Annotated in this window: 16 protein-coding genes; 2 read left to right on the top strand and 14 right to left on the bottom strand. The window is 45.7% G+C overall.

Annotated elements, in window-relative coordinates:
- The first annotated feature begins 16 nt into the window (after positions 1-16).
- On the top strand, positions 17-1,015 hold the full coding sequence (locus W293_RS0100285; RefSeq protein WP_227502409.1) for an ATP-binding protein: 999 nt from the start codon (positions 17-19) through the stop codon (positions 1,013-1,015).
- 26 nt (positions 1,016-1,041) lie between these two features.
- Here W293_RS0100285 and W293_RS0100290 read toward each other — a convergent pair whose 3' ends face one another.
- From W293_RS0100290 to W293_RS0100325, 8 genes are all read right to left on the bottom strand, one after another.
- The gene (locus W293_RS0100290) at positions 1,042-2,154 is read right to left on the bottom strand and encodes a ribonuclease Z (RefSeq protein ID WP_025650538.1); all 1,113 of its coding nucleotides are present in this window, start codon (positions 2,152-2,154) and stop codon (positions 1,042-1,044) included.
- Positions 2,155-2,197: 43 nt separating this feature from the next.
- Positions 2,198-2,461, bottom strand: coding sequence for a hypothetical protein (locus tag W293_RS0100295; RefSeq protein WP_025650539.1), 264 nt, complete (start codon positions 2,459-2,461; stop codon positions 2,198-2,200).
- A gap of 92 nt (positions 2,462-2,553) precedes the next feature.
- Positions 2,554-3,222, bottom strand: a complete 669-nt coding sequence (locus W293_RS0100300; RefSeq protein WP_025650540.1) for a glutathione S-transferase — start codon at positions 3,220-3,222, stop codon at positions 2,554-2,556.
- Between the two features lie 209 nt (positions 3,223-3,431).
- On the bottom strand, positions 3,432-4,502 hold the full coding sequence (gene rarD, locus W293_RS0100305) for an EamA family transporter RarD (RefSeq protein WP_025650541.1): 1,071 nt from the start codon (positions 4,500-4,502) through the stop codon (positions 3,432-3,434).
- A gap of 272 nt (positions 4,503-4,774) precedes the next feature.
- A complete protein-coding gene (rarD, locus tag W293_RS0100310) occupies positions 4,775-5,845 on the bottom strand; it encodes an EamA family transporter RarD (protein WP_025650542.1) in 1,071 nt (356 codons plus the stop codon).
- 250 nt (positions 5,846-6,095) lie between these two features.
- Entirely contained in the window at positions 6,096-8,945 is a 2,850-nt protein-coding gene (gene gyrA / locus W293_RS0100315; RefSeq protein WP_025650543.1) for a DNA gyrase subunit A, read from the bottom strand.
- A gap of 302 nt (positions 8,946-9,247) precedes the next feature.
- Positions 9,248-9,463, bottom strand: a complete 216-nt coding sequence (locus tag W293_RS0100320; RefSeq protein WP_227502410.1) for a hypothetical protein — start codon at positions 9,461-9,463, stop codon at positions 9,248-9,250.
- 86 nt (positions 9,464-9,549) lie between these two features.
- Complete coding sequence (locus W293_RS0100325) at positions 9,550-11,184, bottom strand: alpha/beta hydrolase family protein (protein WP_025650545.1); 1,635 nt, start codon at positions 11,182-11,184, stop codon at positions 9,550-9,552.
- Positions 11,185-11,608: 424 nt separating this feature from the next.
- Here W293_RS0100325 and W293_RS0100330 point away from each other — a divergent pair, with 424 nt between their 5' ends.
- The gene (locus W293_RS0100330; protein ID WP_413771505.1) at positions 11,609-12,463 is read left to right on the top strand and encodes a methyltransferase domain-containing protein; all 855 of its coding nucleotides are present in this window, start codon (positions 11,609-11,611) and stop codon (positions 12,461-12,463) included.
- Between the two features lie 43 nt (positions 12,464-12,506).
- On the opposite strand, the gene W293_RS0100335 is transcribed toward W293_RS0100330, so the two are convergent.
- The 6 genes from W293_RS0100335 to W293_RS0100360 form a co-directional block, all read right to left on the bottom strand.
- Positions 12,507-13,847: an ABC transporter ATP-binding protein gene (locus W293_RS0100335; RefSeq protein ID WP_025650547.1), complete on the bottom strand. Its 1,341-nt coding sequence runs from the start codon at positions 13,845-13,847 to the stop codon at positions 12,507-12,509.
- Between the two features lie 126 nt (positions 13,848-13,973).
- The gene (locus W293_RS0100340) at positions 13,974-15,668 is read right to left on the bottom strand and encodes an ABC transporter permease (RefSeq protein ID WP_025650548.1); all 1,695 of its coding nucleotides are present in this window, start codon (positions 15,666-15,668) and stop codon (positions 13,974-13,976) included.
- Positions 15,669-15,826: 158 nt separating this feature from the next.
- Entirely contained in the window at positions 15,827-16,951 is a 1,125-nt protein-coding gene (locus W293_RS0100345) for an extracellular solute-binding protein (RefSeq protein WP_025650549.1), read from the bottom strand.
- Positions 16,952-17,208: 257 nt separating this feature from the next.
- The gene (locus W293_RS0100350) at positions 17,209-17,985 is read right to left on the bottom strand and encodes a 16S rRNA (uracil(1498)-N(3))-methyltransferase (protein WP_025650550.1); all 777 of its coding nucleotides are present in this window, start codon (positions 17,983-17,985) and stop codon (positions 17,209-17,211) included.
- Entirely contained in the window at positions 17,982-19,661 is a 1,680-nt protein-coding gene (locus tag W293_RS15835; RefSeq protein ID WP_025650551.1) for a 3-deoxy-D-manno-octulosonic acid transferase, read from the bottom strand. Before W293_RS15835 ends, W293_RS0100350 begins: the two co-directional genes overlap by 4 nt.
- Positions 19,662-19,792: 131 nt before the next feature.
- Positions 19,793-21,346 (bottom strand): tetratricopeptide repeat protein, encoded by a 1,554-nt coding sequence (locus tag W293_RS0100360; protein WP_025650552.1) that lies wholly within the window; start codon positions 21,344-21,346, stop codon positions 19,793-19,795.
- Between the last annotated feature and the right edge of the window lie 87 nt (positions 21,347-21,433).

A 21,433-nucleotide genomic window follows, 5' to 3' on the forward strand; every position in this document is an offset into this window, starting at 1 on the left:
AACCGTTAGAGTCATTATGCCGCAATCAGCCAATACATCTCAGCCTTTTCCTTCATCTGAAGCCTCTGATCCGTCTGCTCATTACGCCCTGCCCGCGCCTTTGTTAGCGCTGCTCAGTCAATATCTGCAAGAGCAAGTCACGCCAGCTATCGAGATTGATCCTGCTCAGCTCGCTTATCGCTGGGTTGGTGGCCGCACCGGACATTTAAAGCCGTTGGCAGTCAATCTGTTTTTGAGCTTGGACGACTTGCATGGTATCGATACGCAAAAGGCAAAATTGGTACAAAACACGCGCCAGTTCTTAAAAGGTTATCCCGCCAATCATGTGCTGATGACGGGTACACGCGGTGCGGGTAAATCATCACTGATTCGCGCATTGCTACAAGCTTATCATAGCGAAGGCTTGCGCATTATTGAGATTGCTCGGGATGACCTACAAGTGCTAGACAAGATTCGTGCAGCGATCAATGAGCTGCCCGCAGATTGTAGTTGTCGCTATGTGGTGTACTGTGACGACTTGGCATTTAACGGTCAAGACGAGAGTTATCGGGCGCTAAAAAGTGTGCTTGATGGCGCGCTCGACTCTGAGCAAGACAAACTGCTGGTCTATGCCACCAGTAATCGCCGTCGTCTCCTACCGCAGATGATGAAAGACAATCTTGACATTTATAACGGGCAGACAGATGAAGTCAATCCCTATGAAACGATTGATGAAACCGTGTCGTTATCGGATCGATTTGGCTTATCATTGACCTTTCATCCCATGGATCAGACGACTTATTTACATATTGTTCAGCATTATCTGAATTTAGAGCAACAGAAAATTTCAGCCAGTCTTGATGATACTGATACTGCCCTTGATTTGGCAGGTGAAAATCTGCCTGATACTATCAGGGCCGATGCCTTGCGCTGGGCATCGGAACGTGGTGGGCGCTCGGGACGGGTCGCTTATCAATTCAGTCGCTATTGGAGCGGAAAAACGCAATTGGCTATCGTAGATTCAATTGACGACTAATAATCTGGCAAATAACAAGCTATAAATCACGTTTCATTATCGCGTGCAGAGCCTAGATACTGCACGCTGTTATCCTCTTGACTGCTTGCCAAATCAGCAGCACCATCGACTGTATATTGAGCGAAATCCGCTGCCAGCCATAGATTACCTTGATACGCACGTTGCGCATCTAAGCGAATATGTCCCATGTTTGCCGTATTGCTATTTGGGTTATCAAAGCTTTGATAACGCGCGCTAAAATGGGTCAAAATTAGATTCTTAAGTCCGACATCTTGGGCAAACTTGCCCACCAATTGCGCACTACTATGCATAGGATCAAAGTCTGGATTTTTGGTTTGAATCTTGGTTAAGACTTCTTGAGTATAAGTGGCTTCATGCACCAACAAATCAGTATCGACCAGCGCAGCGCTGAGACAAGCTGGCGTACCATTGTCCCCTGCTACTACCACCCGTGTACGCTTCACCGCATTATCGACATAATCTGCTGAACGAAGCTGGCGACCATCTTCGGTCATGACATCTGTACCTTGCTGCAGTTTGCCCCACAGTGCACTTGCTGGAATGCCGTCTGCGGTCAACTTGTCCGTATTAAGCGTGCGCTGACTGATGTTTTGCGTGATACCAAAGCCGTATGAGGCGACACGATGTGATAGCGGGGTGATATCAATATCAAGCTGATGCTGGCTGCCGAAACTGAAACTGACCTTGCCCTCATCTTCACTGTCTTTTGATAATACATCTTCTATCGCCATAAAGTTGATGGCAAAGGGAAAGTATAGCTCGGTCGTCAAAGTAATGGCATCGAGGAGTTTGGCGATGGCTTTTGGTGCAATAAGCATTAGTGGTTCGTGGCGTCCAGACATAGCCGCGCTCGCCAGCAATCCTGGCAAACCATAGCAATGGTCGCCATGCACATGGGTAATACAAATGGCGGTTAATTGATGTAAGGAGAGCTTGGTCTGCAGCAATTGTTGCTGCGTGCCTTCACCGCAATCAATCAAAACCCAAGGACGCGATTTGTTAGGCTGCGGGCTAGCGCCAGATAGATAAGGATTCAGGCACTCAATTGCCAGCGCCGTGACATTGCGCTGTTTGGTTGGCACTCCTGCTGAGGTACCTAAAAAAGTCAGTTTGAGCATGATTTAGCACTCATAGTACAAAATTATTAATAAATGATACGGCTTATGACAATTGGCACATCATGGTTCGGTCGCCTGCTACCATCTGTCCGCCATTAGCACTGCATTCATTAACCATGTTGGACTCGTAGGATTTCCAACCACCATAAAAGCTCGCTACACACAACAAAACGACCAGCAGTTTTTGTGACCAGGCTTTTATCGACACCTGCTGGCGGTTGATTTCTTGACGAGCAAGCGATGGGTTAGCATTGCCATCGGTATTGGCATCGATATTTTTGTTATCAGATTTATTCAAGTCAGTCATTACTGTATCCTAAAAAGGTTTTGTTTACGAATAAACAAAACCTTTGGGCAAAATATCAAATCAAGCATTTATAGAAGTATAAACGCTGGCAATTAAAACGTCAGACGACCACCCTTTTCTTCTGCGCGCTTAAAGGCATCACGTTCTTCACAATGCTTGAGCCAATTTAAGATGTTGGTATATTTACTCTTATCCAATCCTGGGCCAGCATTGGCACCTACGACTGCTAGATGCATCTGAATGTCAGCGGCGCTAAAGTCTTCACCGGCAAACCAATGATTGTCTTGTAGATGCTGCTCCATCATGTCGAGTATCTTATTTAAGCTATTGGTGATCATGCTTTTTTCGACTTGGGTTCTGATGCTTTTGCTAACCGGCTTAATCAGCATCGGCGATTGCTCAACCACTTTGGTGAATACTAAGCGCATGACCAGCGGCGGCATAACTGATGCTTCAGCGAAGTGTAACCAAAATGTATAAGCTTCCCATGCGGCTTCATTATCATCCGCAGGCTTGAATTGATGCGCTTTATCATAATGCTTGAGCAGATACTCGATGATAAACCCTGACTCAATCAGCGGGCGACCGTCAACTTCCAATATCGGTGCATGACCGAGTGGATGCACTTCTTTTAAGCTATCAGGCGCACGATAAGCTTTATTGCGCTCGTAGCACGTCAGTTGATAATCGGCTTTGAGCTCCTCTAGTAACCATAAGATACGAAACGAGCGTGAGTTTGCTAAATGATGAAGGTGTAACATAAACCATCCTAGTAATTGGTAATTGTAAATGCGCTATACTATTTTAGATATCATGTATCTTTATATATCATGTGCCAAATTAGGTCGAGCGTGATAATACTGCTATTGATAATAGCGCACTTAACTCGGCTTTGACACCACAACTGTGTAGAGCGGTTACGAAAAACAGTGTCTATCAAGTCAACTTTGGGGTTTACGACGACCCCTGCTTATTTGGCGTGCAGTACGTCTATTTTTCGATTCATTTTGTCTATTTTTTGCTGATACTTTCTGATTTTGCGAAAACGGTGCGCGGCCAACACCCCTTTGATACGGCGATTTTTTAGGCGACGGCGCGGCGGAAAGCTGCCCACTTGTGGCTCATTGTAGCCATGCAGACGGTCATCACGTTTACGTCCCCAATACCCCAAGGCACTATCGACAATCATAATCATCAAGGCGGCAAAAATCATACCGTACATAAATAAGGAGCCGCCCTCATCCACGCTTTGATGCAAAATAGTAGTAGAAAATACGAATAAAAATATCGGCTCAAGGTAGCATAAAGTGCCAAACAAAGAGACCGGCAATTTTTGACTGGCGACCATGGTCAGCGACATGGCTGCGGCGCTGATAATCCCTAATAACGGTAAGAAATACCACAGCTTACTGGTATCAAAGGCTACTTCAAACCCACCGCTCATATACAGAGCAATAATGACAACGGGTGACAGCAAGATCAGATCAGAGACCAAGCCAGTAATCGGCGGTACCGCTAATTTACGACGTAATAGATAATAAGGCGGATAACCCAAGCAGACAAATAACGTCGCCCAAGATATGGTGCCATACTGGAAAACATCATAAGCGATACCAGCGCCTGCGCATGAAGTCGCTAGCCACTGCAACACACTCATGTCTTCATTATAAAAAAACCGACCCACCATAATCATGATAAGCGGGTATAAGAAATAACCTAGCGTCACCTCAAGACCCAAATCATTGACGGGCGCCCACATAAATATCCAAATTTGCGCGCCCAAAATCGGGGTTGGCAATACAAACAAAAACCACTCTTTTGGGGTTTTTAAGGTCTTTAAATAGTCAAAAATATGTTGCCATTGCTTTAAGACACTGATTAACAATAGCAGACTTAGTAGCATCATCAGCACGCGCCATGACGCCACCTGCGTACCTGACAATGGTTGCATCAACAGACCAAACAAAAATAACAACGAGTATAAAAAATTTGCCGCCACCGCAGCGATAGCGCCTTGCGACGTTTGATTCGTAGTGAGCATAATTAACGACAGCCTGTACAGATTGGCGCACTTCCTTGGCAATTTTGAAAAAAAACAAAAGCCCCAGACGCGAACGTCGGAGGCTTTTGTTGCTAAGAGCTACGATAACTTTATCGTGCTTATATAATGAGCAGCATTATGTCAAAGTCATTCTGGATAAGCAATACAACTGTAAGACTAGTCTATCAAACGTGTGATTCAGTTAAGCCAATTATCGACATAAAGATGCTCATAACAACCGCCCACTTCACTGATTTTTATATCATACATACTTACATCGAGTCTAGCTGCTCAATTTTTTGCTTAAGCTTATTCATCTTATGTTGGTAACGACGAATTTTGCGGAAGCGATGCGCCTGTAGCACCCCATCGATACGGCGCTCTATCAAACGGCGGCGCGGTGGAAAGCTGACCACTTGCGGCTCTCGGTAACCATGCAAATGATTGTCACGCTTACGGGTCACATAGCCCATAGCACTGTCTAACAGCATGACCAGTAATGCCAGCGTAATCATGCCATACATAAACAGCGAGCCGCCTTCATCGAGACTTTGACTCAATACCGTGACGGATAATACAAACAACAGCATCGGCTCTACATAGCTCAATGCCCCAAATAACGAGACCGGCAACTTACTACTGGCAATCATCGTCAGCGACATTGCAAGCGCACTAAAAGCACCCAGTAGCGGCAATAAATACCAGAACTTAGCCTCCTGAGCAGCCATACTAAAACCACCGCTGACATAAAGCATGATGAGCACCACTGGCGTCAGTAAGGTCAAGTCAGACAATAAGCCAGTAATCGGTGGCACGGCAAGCTTGCGCCGCAGTAGATAGTAAGGTGGATAGCCCAAACATACAAACAAAGTCACCCAAGATATCGTGCCATATTGCACTATGTCATAGCCGATACCCATTGCGGCAAATAACGCTGCGGCCCACTGCAGCGCGCTCATATGCTCATGGTAAAAGAAGCGTCCGACTACTATCATCACCAGCGGCAATAAAAAATAGCCCAAGGTGATATCAAGACCAAAGCCGTTGACCGGCGCCCACATAAATAGCCAGATTTGCCCACCCAAAATCGGGGTTGGCAATACAAATAACAGCCACTCTTTTGGGGTTTTCAAAGTCTTTAAATAATCAAAAACGTGCTGCCATTGCTTTGTGAAACTGACCAATAATACCAAACTGAGCAGCATCATGAGCACACGCCATGAGGCTACCTGTGTGCCTGACAAGGGCAGCATAAACAGCCCAAACAAGAACATCATGGAGAATAAGAAGCTGGATGATACCGATGCTAGGGTTCCCTGAAAAGTTTGATTGGTCGTAAGCATAACAACAGCCTTAGAAAATAAAACACTTTGTTGGCATTATTTATAAAACCACGTAGAGTTATTAAGAGTTAAAAATAGAGTTGTGCAACACATTTCAAAAAACAGAATCTCAAAAAATAGAATTGCAAAACGAATAAATCAGAATGACGAATTAAACGAAGCAACAAAAAAAAGCCTCCAACGATAACGTCAGAGGCTTTTTGATAGAACAGTTATGAAAACTAAACTAAAAAGCTAGGCACTGAAACATTTATTCGTCATCGTCTGTGTTTTCGTTGTCAGTACTGTCATTATCCAAGGTAGGATCATTGGCAATATCGATAACATCGTTGACATCAGTCGTCGCTGTGTCGCCAGTTGCCGCATCAATATCTATCTGCTCTTGACCTTCCACATCAAACGTACCGTCTTCTCTCATGGCATCGATTAGCTCGTCGTCACTTTCTTCGTGATCAACACGCGCCATCGCCACCAGTTTTTCATCTTTTGACAGACGAATCAGCGTGACACCTTGCGTATTACGACCAGAGCTGGCCACATGCTGGACTGGCGTGCGCACTAATGTGCCTTTGTCAGAGATTAAGATAATGTCGTCTTCAGGATCAACCTTGGTCGCCCGTACTAATGCCCCATTACGCGTGCTAGTTTTGATAGCGATAACACCGCCACCGCCACGATTTTGCGTATTGAACTCATCGATCAAGGTACGCTTACCAAAGCCATTTTCACAAGCAATTAAGATTTCGAGTACATCATCTTCAATGACAACCAATGATTTGATAAATTCATCAGCAGCCAGACGCATACCACGGACACCTTTAGCGGTACGGCCCATAGCGCGAGCATCATTTTCATCAAAACGAATGGCTTTACCACTTGAAGCAAATAGCATGACTTCTTGGCTACCGCTAGTGATACGCGCGCTTACCAACTTATCACCGTCTTCTAAACCAACGGCAATCAAGCCATTCGAGCGAATATTGGCAAATTGCTTAAGCTCGACACGCTTCACTGTGCCATTGGCCGTTGCAAAGAATACAAAAGGTGGCTCTGCTTGCGTGCTATCCTCTAAATTATTATCTTCTGATAAGCTGTCATCGCCGTCTACTAGAGCGCTTGTTAATGACATCTCATCTTTTACCGACAATTCTTCTACGATTTTTGGAATAGGCAAGATGGTTGTCACGGTTTCATCAGGATTTAATCCGATTAAATTCACTAATGGACGACCACGGGCACCGCGACTGGCAATCGGCACTTCAAACCCACGTAGGCTAAAGACGCGACCGGTATCCGTAAAGCAAAGTACGGTGGCATGCGTTGAGGTCACAACTAAGTGATCAATCACATCGTCTTCTTTCATTGCAGTGGCTGACTTGCCTTTACCACCACGTTTTTGTGCCACATAATCATCAATTGGCTGCGTTTTTGCATAACCGGTACGAGAAACCGTCATTACCACGGTTTGCTCAGGGATAAGGTCTTCACGATTAAAGTCCATACGTGAATCGATAATATCGGTACGACGCTCATCACCAAAGTTTTCACGAATCTCAATCATCTCATTTGAGATAATGGACATCAGCTTATCGAAATCACCAAGAATAGATTCTAAGTGCGCGATTTCACGCAATAAGTCTTGGTATTCTTCAGTTAATTTGTCCTGCTCAAGACCCGTCAAACGATGCAGCTGCATGTCTAAAATGGCATTGACCTGCTCAAGTGACAAACGATAGCTTTCTTGATTATCAATCAGACCAAACGGTGCTTTTGGATCTTCGCCTTCGATAAAGTCTGGACGTACTGACTGGCTACCAGCAGCGGTCAACATCGCCACGACGCTACCTGAACCCCATGTATTATTTAGCAGGTTTTCACGTGCCAAGCCACGGTTTGCAGAGGATTTAATCGTCGCAATAATCTCATCAATATTCGCAAGTGCAACGGTTAAGCCTTCAAGCAAATGACCACGAACGCGTGCTTTATTAAGCTCATAAATGGTACGACGCGTGACCACTTCTTGACGATGGCGGACAAAGGCGGCAATTAACTGACGTAAGGTCAAAAGCTTAGGCTGGCCGTTATCCAATGCCACCATATTGATACTAAAGCTAGATTCAAGCGGTGTCTGCAGGAACAAATTATTGACGATGACTTCGGCTGTTTCACCGCGACGTAAATCAATGGCGATACGCATACCGTCTTTATCAGACTCGTCACGAATCTCAGTAATACCTTCGATTTTTTTGTCACGTACCAGCTCGGCGATACGCTCAATCAGCTTGGCTTTATTGGTCTGATAAGGCACTTCGGTAAAGACAATACGCTCACGGTCACGGTTGACACCAGTATCACTCATCGCTTCAATAATATAGCGGCCGCGCACATGCAGGCGGCCTTTACCAGTGCGGTAAGCATCTAAAATACCAGCGCGACCATAGATGATACCGCCCGTAGGAAAGTCAGGACCAGAAATATGCGTCATCAGCTCTTCGGCTGATATTTGTGGGTTTTCGGCATACGCTAAGCAGGCATTAATGACCTCGGTCAGGTTATGCGGCGCCATATTGGTCGCCATCCCGACCGCAATACCAGTCGCACCATTGACCAGCAAGTTAGGAACACGCGCTGGCAACACGCTTGGCATACGCTCAGAGCCATCGTAGTTGTCTTCCCAATCGACGGTATCTTTGTCCAAGTCAGCCAGCATCTGATGGGTCAGCTTGGTCATACGTACTTCGGTATAACGCATGGCAGCCGGTGGATCATCATCAATCGAGCCAAAGTTACCTTGACCATCAACCATCGGGTAACGCAAGCTAAAGTCCTGCGCCATCCGTACAATCGCATCATAGACCGCACTATCGCCATGCGGGTGATATTTACCGATGACATCACCGACCACACGCGCCGACTTCTTATAAGCTTTATTATAGTCATTAGACAATACGTGCATCGCATACATCACACGGCGATGCACTGGCTTGAACCCATCACGCACATCAGGCAGCGCGCGCGAGACGATCACGCTCATCGCATAATCCAAATAGGATTGCTTTAATTCATCCACGATGGCAATAGGACTGATCGAGTCGCTCATATACACTCCTTCACTCACATACTTTCGCTATAGGTTGCGCGCCTCAAAAGTGCTTACGCTGATACAAAAATATAGCGGCACAAACGCGCAACTATGATTGCTTTATCAACGCTGAAAAGCACCATCAGACGGGCAAAACCATAGGAAAATGGCGATACGGTTTTTGTTAAAAGTAATGTTTAATAAAAGAAGCCATTTTAGCACAAATTTGTTGATTTAGGGGGTTCTGACTGTCATAAAAATCAAGCAAAACAGCTCATTAGCGCTAATTTTTTAATCTGGTAATATCTACCAAAACGACTTTAACGACATACTTGTTTAGACTGGCTAATTTTGCCATTTTTGCATACAAACTTGCCCTCTTTTGAGCAATGCGAGATGCCGCCCATCTTACCAGAGCAAGGGGTATTTTTTGCTTGTGCTTGGCTCATAGAAGACAGTACAAAGGTCAGGGCCAGCAAAGATAGCATCATTGATTTCATCGTTTTATTCTTCCAAAAGCTCATTGGTTTACCCATAAAAAACTGCACCCACTAGGATGCAGTCTTTTAGTCTATGGTATGTCTTTACTCTTTACGCTTAAACCCTTTATGCCCAAATATTCTTAAGATTGGTTAAAATTTTGCGCAAAGAACTCACGGGTAGCTTGCGTACAGGCAGGACTGACTAAGCCACCATGATAGTTGCTATAAAAAGCCAGTAAGCTGTTTTGACCTTGTGCTTCGGCATCTGCCTTCACTTTAGCCACACTACTACTAAAGTTGGTTTGCACACTGGTGACCACAGTGTTGGCATTCCACTTGTTCATTGATGCCTGACCAATCATTGTAAGGCTCGGCTGGTCTGGACGACTATCCGCATTATCGGTATCTACATCTAATACCGTCACATTAAGTTTAACTGCAGGATTGTTGGTACTGGCTGCTTGCAATAATTTTGCCATAGAGCCGGTGTTTATATCATAATAGACGGTCGGATCTTGATTACCACCGCAGATGAGTGTTGGCATTTTTGGCACATAGCCACGTAGGTCGTTGTCTTTTAGCGCTTTACGCAGATTATTCTGCGGATTGGCAGCAGGTAAATCATTGCCATTTTCTGCAAATAGCCCATCAGGATTGTTGATGGTATCCGTCACATAAGCCGCGCGGAAATCAGATTTTATCAAGTAATCATTGTCATCATAACCACCCAAAAATGAGAATATAGAACCTTTGGACAAACCATCCAATACTGGATTCGTCGGCGTCTTTTGAAACAACGCATTGTTTGGTAATTTACCAGCCGCTACCAATTCGCCAAATGGTGAATCACTTGGTAATTGCGCACTGGCATACTTATCCAAAAAGATATCGGATTTATCTTGATAGATATTGCCGTACTTTTCTTGCAAGCCAATACCAAGCAAGGGCGCAAACCGAGAAGCGCCAATATTGACATTGCCTCTAAAGATGTCATCACCAAAGGCCGCCAAGGCATAAGGGCCGGAAGATGGTGCTATCGCCGTAATAGGTTTGTTTTGTGACTCTAGCAATCTAGCGGTTGCCATAACCACATAGCCACCCTGCGAGTAACCAGCGAGAAACAATTTACCTGAGTCATCAATCTTGAGGTAATTGGCATCGTTGGCACGTTTTTTTCTGTCAATGATTGAGCGGGCGCTGTCTAAGGCGTCGACCATATCCGTAGACTGTTGCTGGGCAACCAGATAAGGGTGATAATCAAGCTCTGATTCATCGTAGCCTGCATAGTTTGGCGCTACGACGATATAACCTTGGGCAGCAAAGTTCGCAGCGATTAACGTCGATTCGCCAACCGCCGGATTGTTTAGGTTGCCTACTTGATTAAAGTCATAAGACTTCTCAGTGGTCGTACCATGGGCATATAATAATACTGGACGGTCGCCTTGGCATTCAGCCGCATCGCCAGTCGGTACCATCAATGCCGCTGTCGCTGTGGTATCTTCATCGGCAGCACCTTTGGTATCATAGCTGACCTTTTCTATAGTCACGCCGCATTTGGCCGCTGGCGTTGCGCTATTACCAAAGCCACTGTCTATTTGGCTCGTACTAAAACTTTTTACAAACTTTGACGTGGCTGACGAGGTATCTGAATCAACAGCGTCAAAATCGTTATCGTCGCCACAACCGACGAGTAATAAACTACTCGCAATGGCAACTGAGAGCAAACAACGTGACATGACAGGCTTATTTATAATAGAGGAAGAGGCGATAATCATAATTGCTATCCTTAGCAGTAATAAAACAGAAGAGTGCCAAGCGTCCTTGGCAGTAGATAGGAGTCGTTTGACAGTGTTGATTTAATCAGAGTATTTGATGACAGTTAATGCATCAGCAATGTGTCTGATACCTTACTATATATACCGTAAAAAGTGAGCAAAAGCTACCGGAAAACATGCTCTTGAACATCACAATTGTCCTCGCAACGCTAATACTTTTAGCCATGAGGTTCACGATACCAGAGAGGTCAGCACTCCTGCTTACATGTCATAGGCTTTGTTTACATGATTTTGCCTTGATACTATCCACCCAACCCCTACTCCTTAGACAGTGTAAACCCTTATGCCAAGTGATATGAAAAACAGTACAAACGACAAGCAAGCAATAACAGAATCTCTGCAACACTCTATCCAAGCAGAAGAGATGCGCAGTGATCGTAGCTTCGATGCGATTGCCGATCATTTTGAAAAAAAGGTCTACGGTGGTCTTAAAGGCGACATTCGGCTGGCAGTATTGCGCCGTGATATCTTTGACTATACGGCGCAGATGAGCAAAGAGCTTGGGCGGCCTTTACGGATTTTAGATGTGGGTGCGGGGCTGGCTCAGATTGCGATTGAGCTTGCCGCTCAAGGCCATAGCGTGGTCATCAATGACATCTCTGCCAATATGTTAGAGAAAGCAAAAGCGAGCACCGCAGAAATCGATAAGAATCTAGATATACGCTGGTATGTTTGCCCGTATCAAGCGCTTGAGGACAAATTGGCGATAGATAAACTGGCAATAGACAACTGGCAAAATAAAGGCAGTGGGGCTGATAATACTGAAAACGCAGCTAAGTTTGATTTGATAATGTCACACGCCCTACTCGAATGGCTCGCAGAACCAGCCGCTATCATGGACTTTTTTGACCGCCAATTGGCTGAGCATGGCGCACTGTCGCTCTGCTTTTATAATCCAGCGAGCTTTGACTATCGTAATCTGATTATGGGTAATTTTAATCTGCTCGATAACACGGATTATAAGGCTGACAATAAAAAAAGCCTGACCCCTAATCATCCAGTCGCCAAGGAAGAAGTCGAGTCTTGGTTAGAAGCTCATCATTACCAAACGATTCTAACCAGTGGCTTGCGCGTGTTTCATGATTATGCGCCGCTCAAACGCGGCGGTCACAACGATCCTGATGCAGTCATACGCATGGAGCTACGCTACTCACAACGAGAGCCGTATAAATGGCTGGGTCGTTACCTGCATATCATGGCAACTCGGCAAGTTGCTTAAGTGGAATGATAACGAGCATCTAAAGTAGCGTTTGTTAAAGCGACTATCTGGCTTCTGCCACGCGCTCGGACCGATCGTACTCTGACCAAGTCGTCGCATTGATGTCTTTTTCATCAAAGACAACGACATGCTCAAGTATGGGCAAAATCCCAATTTGCGAGCCAATCTCATGATTATGATGACTGGCGACCAAGGACAAAACCGTCTGCCCATCATCGAGTTGCAAGCGATACAGATAATTAGCACCGCGAAAGACACGCCCCACTACTAAAGCGGTTCGGGGACTGTCATCATCATGAATAATATCGTCAGGACGGACCAGCACCTTAATCGGTGTGCCGTTGGGATAGTCGTACTCGCAATACTGCGGCTGTCCCGACTCATCATAGACTTCCATACGACGATAGATATCACCAAGTGCAGTCTCAACGTGACCTTCCTTGATGATGCCGTCTATCATTGCGCCTTCGCCGACGAACTCAGCAACGAACGGACTGACTGGCTCATGATATAGCTCGCTTGGTGTCGCCCATTGTACCAGTCGACCTTTATCCATGACCCCTACTTTATCTGCCAGCGCAAAAGCCTCGTTTTGATCATGAGTCACCAAAATAGCGGTAGTATTGGTACGTTTGAGAATATCGCGGACATTCATGGCCAATGACTCGCGAAGCACCACATCCAAATTAGAAAACGGCTCATCGAGTAGCAAAAGCTTGGGCTTCGGTGCTAACGCGCGTGCCAAAGCAACGCGTTGTTGCTGACCACCTGAGAGCTCATTGGGGCGTTTATTAGCATGCTCCGTCAATTCAACGAGGCTTAGCATCTCAGCCACGCGGGCTTTTTTGTCGGCTGCTGACCATTTATTGAGACCAAAAGCGATGTTTTTTGCCACGCTTAAATGCCCGAATAACGCATAATCTTGAAACACCATGCCCATGCCACGCTTGGCTGGCGCGACGGCGAACGAGGTCGTCGGTGTCTGTTCTGTCAAGCGTTGGTTATTTAAGCCAATCGTGCCGCGCCGACTTTGCTCTAGCCCTGCAATGGCTCGTAATGCTGTGGTCTTGCCGCAGCCGCTATAACCCAAAAAGCAGCCAATCTCACCTTGCTGCAAGCTTAGCGATAGTCCATTAACGATGATGGTATCGTCATAACCGACAATTAAATCTTGGACGCTAAAGTAAGGATTGGTGGCGATATTGGTCTCAGTATGTGCGCTAGAATGACCATCATGCTTAGCGATATTATTATGCTGTACTTGATAGGCTTCATCTGTTGATACTGGTGATTTTTTTACATTGCCAGCACGCACTTCCATTTTAGCCGTAGCCGACTTAGGATTGGCTGGGTCTGTTGAGTCTTTAATCAAGTCAGTATACATAGACGGTACCAGTAAGCTATTAGTGAATAAAACCAATAAATAAAACGGTAAAAATTATGGTGCTAATGAATCCTTGAGCGCGAGCAACTCTGTCTTTAACTTATTAAATAATAAACTGCGCTCAACTTACCTTTGCTTATCACTTTGACGTAGCAATATCCAAACAGGGATAAGACCGACCAGCACAATCAGTAAGCTTGGCAATGCTGCCCTGCCCCACATTCCTTCGCTGGTCATCTCAAACACCCGCACTGCTAGCGTATCCCAGCCCTGCCGCCTTGTCATCAAGGTGATTGGCATCTCTTTCATCACTTCGACAAAGCCCATCAGTAATGCCGTTAGCACCCCAGGGCTGAGTACGGGCAACATCACTTGTCGCCAGCGCTGATAAGGGCTGTCACTGAGCAATTTAGCCGCCGCTTCTTGATTGACAGTCAGTCGTTGTAACTGCCGATCGACTGGCTGAAAGCTTACAGTCATAAAGCGCGTCGATAAAGCAAGGAGCATTACAATCACACTACCAGACAGCACTTGTTGCGAGGTTATACCAAAAGCAATCAGCTGATTGTCAAGCCAAGCAATCGGAATAAATATGCCAACAGCTAATACTGTTCCCGGCACCACATAGCCTAGATTGGATAAAGTGGTCATGAGCTTGGTTGATTTATCAGGATATTGGCGCTTAATCCACGCAATGATGACTGCCAAGCAAGCAATAAAAATGGTGGTCATGCTCGCAATCATGAGACTGTTGGTGACAAAATCAATATAACGAGCGTCAAAATCTTGGCGGAAGTTTAACGCCGTCCAGTAGATGAGCTGCAAGAACGGTATTAAAAAGGCCAGCAAAAACACCAGTGTGCACAGTAACGTCATAGCCAATTTAGCAGACGTGCTGGCTTCAAAACGTTGATTATTGCCTTGAGTCACTGTATTGCCGCGTTTGCCTTGCCAATACTGCTCAAACAATACCACGATAAATACCACACCGATTAACAAAGCGGCCAACTGGGCGGCTGTCGTTAGACTAAAGAAGCCAAACCAAGCCTTATAAATAGCCGTCGTAAAGGTATCAACATTGAAGACTGAAACCGCGCCAAAATCTGCAAGCGTTTCCATACTGGCAAGTAACAAGCCGCCAATGACCCACGGCAAGGCCTGTGGTAATGCCAAGCGAAAAAACACGCGACTGCGGCTTAAACCAAGCATTTGACCCGCTTCAATCGCCCGCCTGCCTTGTGATAAAAAGGCCTGACGCGCCAGCAAATAAACGTAGGGATAAAACGCCAGTGACAACACCAAGCCTGCGCCCCAGACATTGCGTACCGACGGAATAGCTGTATCGATACCCAGTTCTCGCAAACCTGTCTGTAGCGGTCCACTAAAATCAACAATACCAACGGTAACAAATGCCAGCACATAAGCCGGTATCGCGAGCGGTAGCATCAGCGCCCACGAAAAAAAGCGCTGTCCGGGAAAGCGATACATGCTGGTGAGCCAAGCAAGTGCAGTGCCGATACTGCCAGAAATGACCGTCACCATGACCAATAAAATCGCGGTATTTTTGAAAACTTGCGGCAATACATACTCGCGCATATGCGTCCAGATGTCTGCCACTGGCTGCGTCCATGACAGCAGGACGATGAGAATTGGTACCAGCATAAACAACGAAATCAGTCCTAGGACTGATTTTGAGAGGATACGTTTGCGAACGGCATGGTCTTGACTAACAGCTTGGTTACTATGGTTACCATTATTGCTATTGTTATTGTCGTTGACTGTTTCATCTTGACGAACAGACGCGTCTGGCGTTGTGATCATATCATTATTACCGTGTCATACGCATAGAGATCCTAACTTAGCCAGCGCATACCCAAATAGCACGTTCACACTGTCAAACTCATTTAGCCTACTAAACGTAGTGCTGCATTTGTCTTTTGGCTACTGTGCTTTTTAGGTATGGCAGGGTTTAAGAGGCTCTATTTATAACCTGCTTTGTCCATCATTTGAATCGCTTGGGTTTGCAGCTCGCCAAACTTTTGCACGCTGATGTCGTCTTTTTTGAATTCGCCCCATGATCTGAGCATATCTGACTCATCGACGCCTTCTTTGACTGGATATTCTTTATCAGAGCTGGCGTAGAGACCTTGGGCTTTATCCGACGACAACCATTCCATCAATTTAAGCGCACCATCAGGATTGTCTGAGTCTGTGACCACACCCGCCCCAGAGATATTCACGTGAGTACCAGTAGTGCCTTGGTTTGCCCAAAAGACTTTGACAGGGAAATTCGGCTGCTCATCGAGCAAGCGACCGTAGTAATAACTGTTAGACAGGCCCACTTCACACTGACCGGCAGCGATAGCTTTTAGCATGCTAGTGTCATCACTGAAGACGTCAGTAGCCAAATTATCTACCCAACCACGAATGACGGCTTCGGTTTTTTCTTCGCCTAAGTTTTCAATCATACTGGCAACCAATGACTGGTTATATACAGAGTTCGAGGTGCGCAAACAAAGCTTGCCTTTCCATTTTGGGTCGGCCAAATCTGCATAAGTGGATAACTGGTCGGCGCTGACTTTACTTGGGTCATACATGATAGTACGCGCACGTAATGACAGACCCGTCCACTGACCTTTTGGATCACGATATTTTGCAGGCACATTGGCCTCTAAAACCGTCGATGCCACTGGTTGGAGCAAACCTTGCTCAGCCGCTTGCCATAAATTACCTGCATCTACAGTCAATAGCATATCCGCTGGCGTATTTTTGCCTTCCGCTTGCAAACGTGCCATCAGCGGACCACTCTTATCGGTCACCAGTTCAATATTGACGCCCGTCTCTTTCGTATAGCGGTCTAGCAAGGGCTTGATCAGCTGCTCGTTACGTGATGAGTAGATCGTAATCGTCTGTCCCTCAGCACTCGTCGCGCCATCATTCGTCACTTCTTGCTCGCTACTCGCTGCTGAGCCTTCCGCCTCAACGCTCTCTTCCGTCGTAGAGGAATTGCTACAACCTGCAAGTCCTAACATCATGCCAAATACGGCAATAGGTAAAGTAAGCTTGGTAGAAGGTAAATTTGCGCTGAAAGCTTTCAATGACATAGTTTTCCCCATTAATGGTGCTACAGATAATTGAGATAAAAAATCGTTATCAATTACTAATAATCAAGATTAATAACCGCATAATATCTGAAAACAACATACTAATAGAAATGAGATTAATTATCAATACATTTATTTAACTGGATAAACTGGTATTTATTTGGCTAAGCCCTTGCTTTTACAACGCAATTTTTGACTTAATTTCTGCTCAGCAGTTGTTTATTTAATCCATCTTTATCGCTGCTATTGCCCCAAACTTATAATAACCACTGACCTAAAATTGCATTGACTGCTGCTTCAGTACGTAATATGCGTGGACCTATATGCACTGCCTGACAGCCTTGCGCGGTAAGTAGCTCAACCTCATAGTCAATCCAGCCCCCTTCTGCGCCGATACAGACGAGACTGGGTAATGAGGCGCTATTAGATAAGTTGGTGTCTGCAAACAATGTTTTATCTTGACGTGGCTTTGCTAGTCTGTGCTGCTGTACATATTGCGAAAATGAAAGATCGCTGTAAGGATGCGCGACAATAGCGCGGTTGATGATTAGACTTGCCAGCTCATCCTCGACAAAGGGTTTAAAGCGCTTTTGCAAAGTGATGCGCGGGGCAATGCTATCCACCCCTTGTTGTAAGCCTTCTAATACGAACTCATCGAGGCGACTCAACATCGGACTTTGCCAATAGCTCTTTTGTGTACGGTAGCTATTGATAAGGATAATATCACGCACACCAAGCGCCGTCATATCCATTATCAAGCGGCGCAGCACTTTTGGACGTGGCAATGCCAAGATAACAGTCAGATTTAACTTAGCAGGTGGCACAACTGACAATTGGACATCACCTAGCTGAATACAGCGAGCAGCAATCTCCTCAATAATCGCCGTACCAAGATTGCCACCGAGTTGCCCGATTTTCAGCGTGTCGCCCACTTTTGCTGCCAATACATGATTGACATGGTTGATTTGCAACAGATTATTGATTATCGCAGAATCTTGCGAAAAATATTCGGTAGGTAGTAATAGACAGTTCATAGCGTCTCTTGGCTTGCATGCTGCTCAATTACCTTTTCAATCATGGCAAACTGGCGCGTTAATACTGCTTGCTGCTGTACGGTCATCTGCTCGCCAGCTTGCCCTGCCTGTTTGGCTAATAGCGGATGGCTAAGCCAAGACTGTAGTTGATCATAAATGAGCGCCGTATCGTTAGCAGCCAATGAGGATTTTTTGCGCGAGGATTTTTGCTTACCCTTTATCTCTGAACTACTGATATCTGAGCTACTGATAGCTGAATTGGCGATATTTTCATTATTGGTAGCAACATTCTCTATCGTCGTTGGCTTTATCGTAATTGGACGATAAAACGCATTGTTTGGCTGATATAACGCGCCGACACTCGCCAGCTTATCGACCACGCTTTGACATGATTGAGTATGAGGTCCCATTAGCACCGGCGTTGCCACACTCGCTGGCTCAACTGGGTTGTGTCCGCCTACATCGACCAAAGAACCGCCCACCAACGCCACATCCGCCAATGCATACCATGTCATCAGCTCGCTCATGCTATCTGCCAAATAGACTTGCGTGTCCGCATTGATTACTTCTTCGTTACTGCGCCGTGCCATTGTTAACTGACTGTTTTGGATAAGTGTCGCCACTTCATCGAAGCGTTCAGGATGTCTGGGCACGATAATCAACAGCGTGTCTGCCAGCGCTGGGTTGGACAATAGCTGCTGCTGTAATGACAGAGCGATGCTTTCTTCACCGATATGGGTGCTGGCCGCGACCCAAATAGGACGATCAGCTATGCCCAACTCGACGGCAATACCGCTCTTTTGCTTTTGTATAGTGGCACGCTCATGTTCTTTCTTAGCAGCACTGCTATCAATCGCTTGTACATCATCAGTTTTGCTATCAATCGTTTCATTATTAAGCATTGGTCTATTAATGACCCACTTGAGTGAGCCCGCCACCCGAATTTGCGCACTATGAGCACCCAGCTGGCGAAAGCGTTTAGCAGACTCATTGTCTTGCGCAATAATTAACGTCAGATTTTTCATCATACTGGCGCTGACAGCAGCGATTTTTTGATAGCTTGTAAATGAACTGGCTGATAGACGACCATTGACTAAGATGCTCGGAATACAATGCTCGGATAGCTTGGCTAAAATATTCGCCCACAGTTCGGTCTCTACAAATAAGGCCGCGACTGGCTGCACATGCGCTAAAAACGTCTCAATAACAGCAGGGCTATCTACAGGTACATAGCTATGGCTAAGCCGACCTTGAGCAATGTCAGCAGTGAAACGGCTGGCACCGCGGGCAAAACCTGTCTGCGTGGTATTGGTCAGCCAAATCTGATAACCCTGCGCCAATAGCATGTCAAGCAACGGCGCTACTGTATTGGTTTCACCTAAAGACACCGCGTGGCACCAGATAACGTTATTATCCATCTCAGCTTTATGGTGCATTTCAGCTTTGATATCCGCTGTTGGCGCTGCAGGATAGTGCTTGCCAAAACGCTGCGCCACTTCTTGCTGATAGTTATCGCGCTTGTGTGAGCGTCGCCAGACTTGCAGACGATATAGCGGCTTGAGTAAGCCAATGATACATTGATAATAAAAGGGTGGTTGATACACCGCTCGACTGGATAACGCGTTAGATGGAGACGCGGTAGTAGAGGGCTTGAATGGCGTAGGAGAAGATGGCATAGAACAGCCCAGATTAGTAATGAATCAGATAATACCATTCTCAAAAAACTGATGGTAAAAAACGCGACAATTCTACCTGAATTTTCTGCTTAATAATAAGCTTTTACGCAGTATGAGCTAACAAAAATCGTTTAGACAATAATTAATATTAGCACTGCCATTATTGTGACTATCGCCAGCAACAGCTGATAGCGCTTGATACTGTGTTGTTCTTGCTTTTGTGTCGTTATCAACGCTTGCGCTTGCTGCCACTGCGCCACCAAGCTGGCTGCTTCTACGTGACCATTTTGGGCAGCTTGCTCTAGCCAATACTTACCATTATTGATATCTTGCACTATACCAACCCCCTGGTAATACATCCTACTGAGTAAGCGCTGGGCTCGGCTGTCGTCTTTGCTGGCGGCCTGCTTAACCCATTCAACACCTGCCTCTGTGCCAGTGATTTTATCCGTAGCTAACCCTTCACCGAGTAGCTCATACATCGCTAGACGTAGCATAGCAGCGGTATTACCAGCATGCGCGGCTTCTCGTAGTTTTAACAACGCTTGCTCTTTTGCTGCCAAATGACGCTCTGAAAAACTAACTTGTGCACGTGGTTTGCTTTGCTTGGCAATGTGCTGTTCAAACTGCTCTAGCACTTTACAAGCTTGCTGGTATTCAGCATTACCAGCAGTTTGTGGCTGTTCAATCTCATCTAATTCTATCAATAACTGGCTAAAAATTTCTGGGGTTGGCGAGGGTTTGACAGGGACTGACGGCGAGCGATCTGACTTGGTTTGCGTTAATGCCGGTTCCAATTTAGACAGCTCAGGCTTTATCTCACCTTGTTGTTCATTCGATAAGTCTTTATTGCTTAGTCGATCCAATATTTGTGGAGCAGTAGCTTCATTCAAAGCATTTTTATTCAAATCAGCTCTATTTAAAGCATCTGCTGATGTAGCCGTTATATTCTGCTTTACTAAAGAGTGTTCACTAGTAGCGACTGTCTGAGAACTACTCTTCATGCGAATCGGGCTTAAACCTGCTTTTAAATTTGTATTGGGATTCGAAGCTGTATGGGACGTAATATCAGCTTTATTATTCTGATGGCTCGTTGCAGACGTGTGATTATTGCCAGCGCTTGGCAATCTGGCACTGACCGCTTGATACAAGCCACTAGCAACTTGCCCGCCTTGTACAGCGACAAACGGCCGGTCAATATGACCGAACAAACGCAACCCTACTGGTTCTAGGGCAAAAAATATCGGTGAGTTGACACTGTCATTAATATTGGCATTGTTATTGTCGCCATACAGTACTGCCATATGCTGATAAAAGTCATCGGCGCTCAGTGACCATGTTGGATAGCGTTTGCGCAGCTCGAACTGACCATACCAATGCGCTGTGGTTTGCCAGTGCCGTGCCAATACTTGGCCTGCATAAAACGCTAAAAACATCATGAAATTGCGATAACGTTCATCCGTTAGCAGCGTCTCTTCATCCCAATGACCCGCTTTAATCAAATCGCGACGTATCTGCGACAGCAAGGTGTCTATCCGTTGCAAGCTTGCCAGCGACTCATCCAAAACGCAATCACGTAGCTGAGTTTCGTAGGCAATGCCGCCTGCGACCGGACGATTCGCTAAGAAATCTTGCCAATAGCCTGCGGCGATATAATCAAGTGGCGTTAAAGGCGATGCAGACATAAGGCAAGCGTGTCCTTTTACAGTTCAATAGGTCATGAATAGGATGACATCGTTATGATGGCGACAGTAATGCAATGTGTAGATAGT

Origin of the sequence: Psychrobacter sp. TB67 (genome assembly GCF_000511065.1) — a bacterium.
Taxonomy (GTDB): domain Bacteria; phylum Pseudomonadota; class Gammaproteobacteria; order Pseudomonadales; family Moraxellaceae; genus Psychrobacter; species Psychrobacter okhotskensis.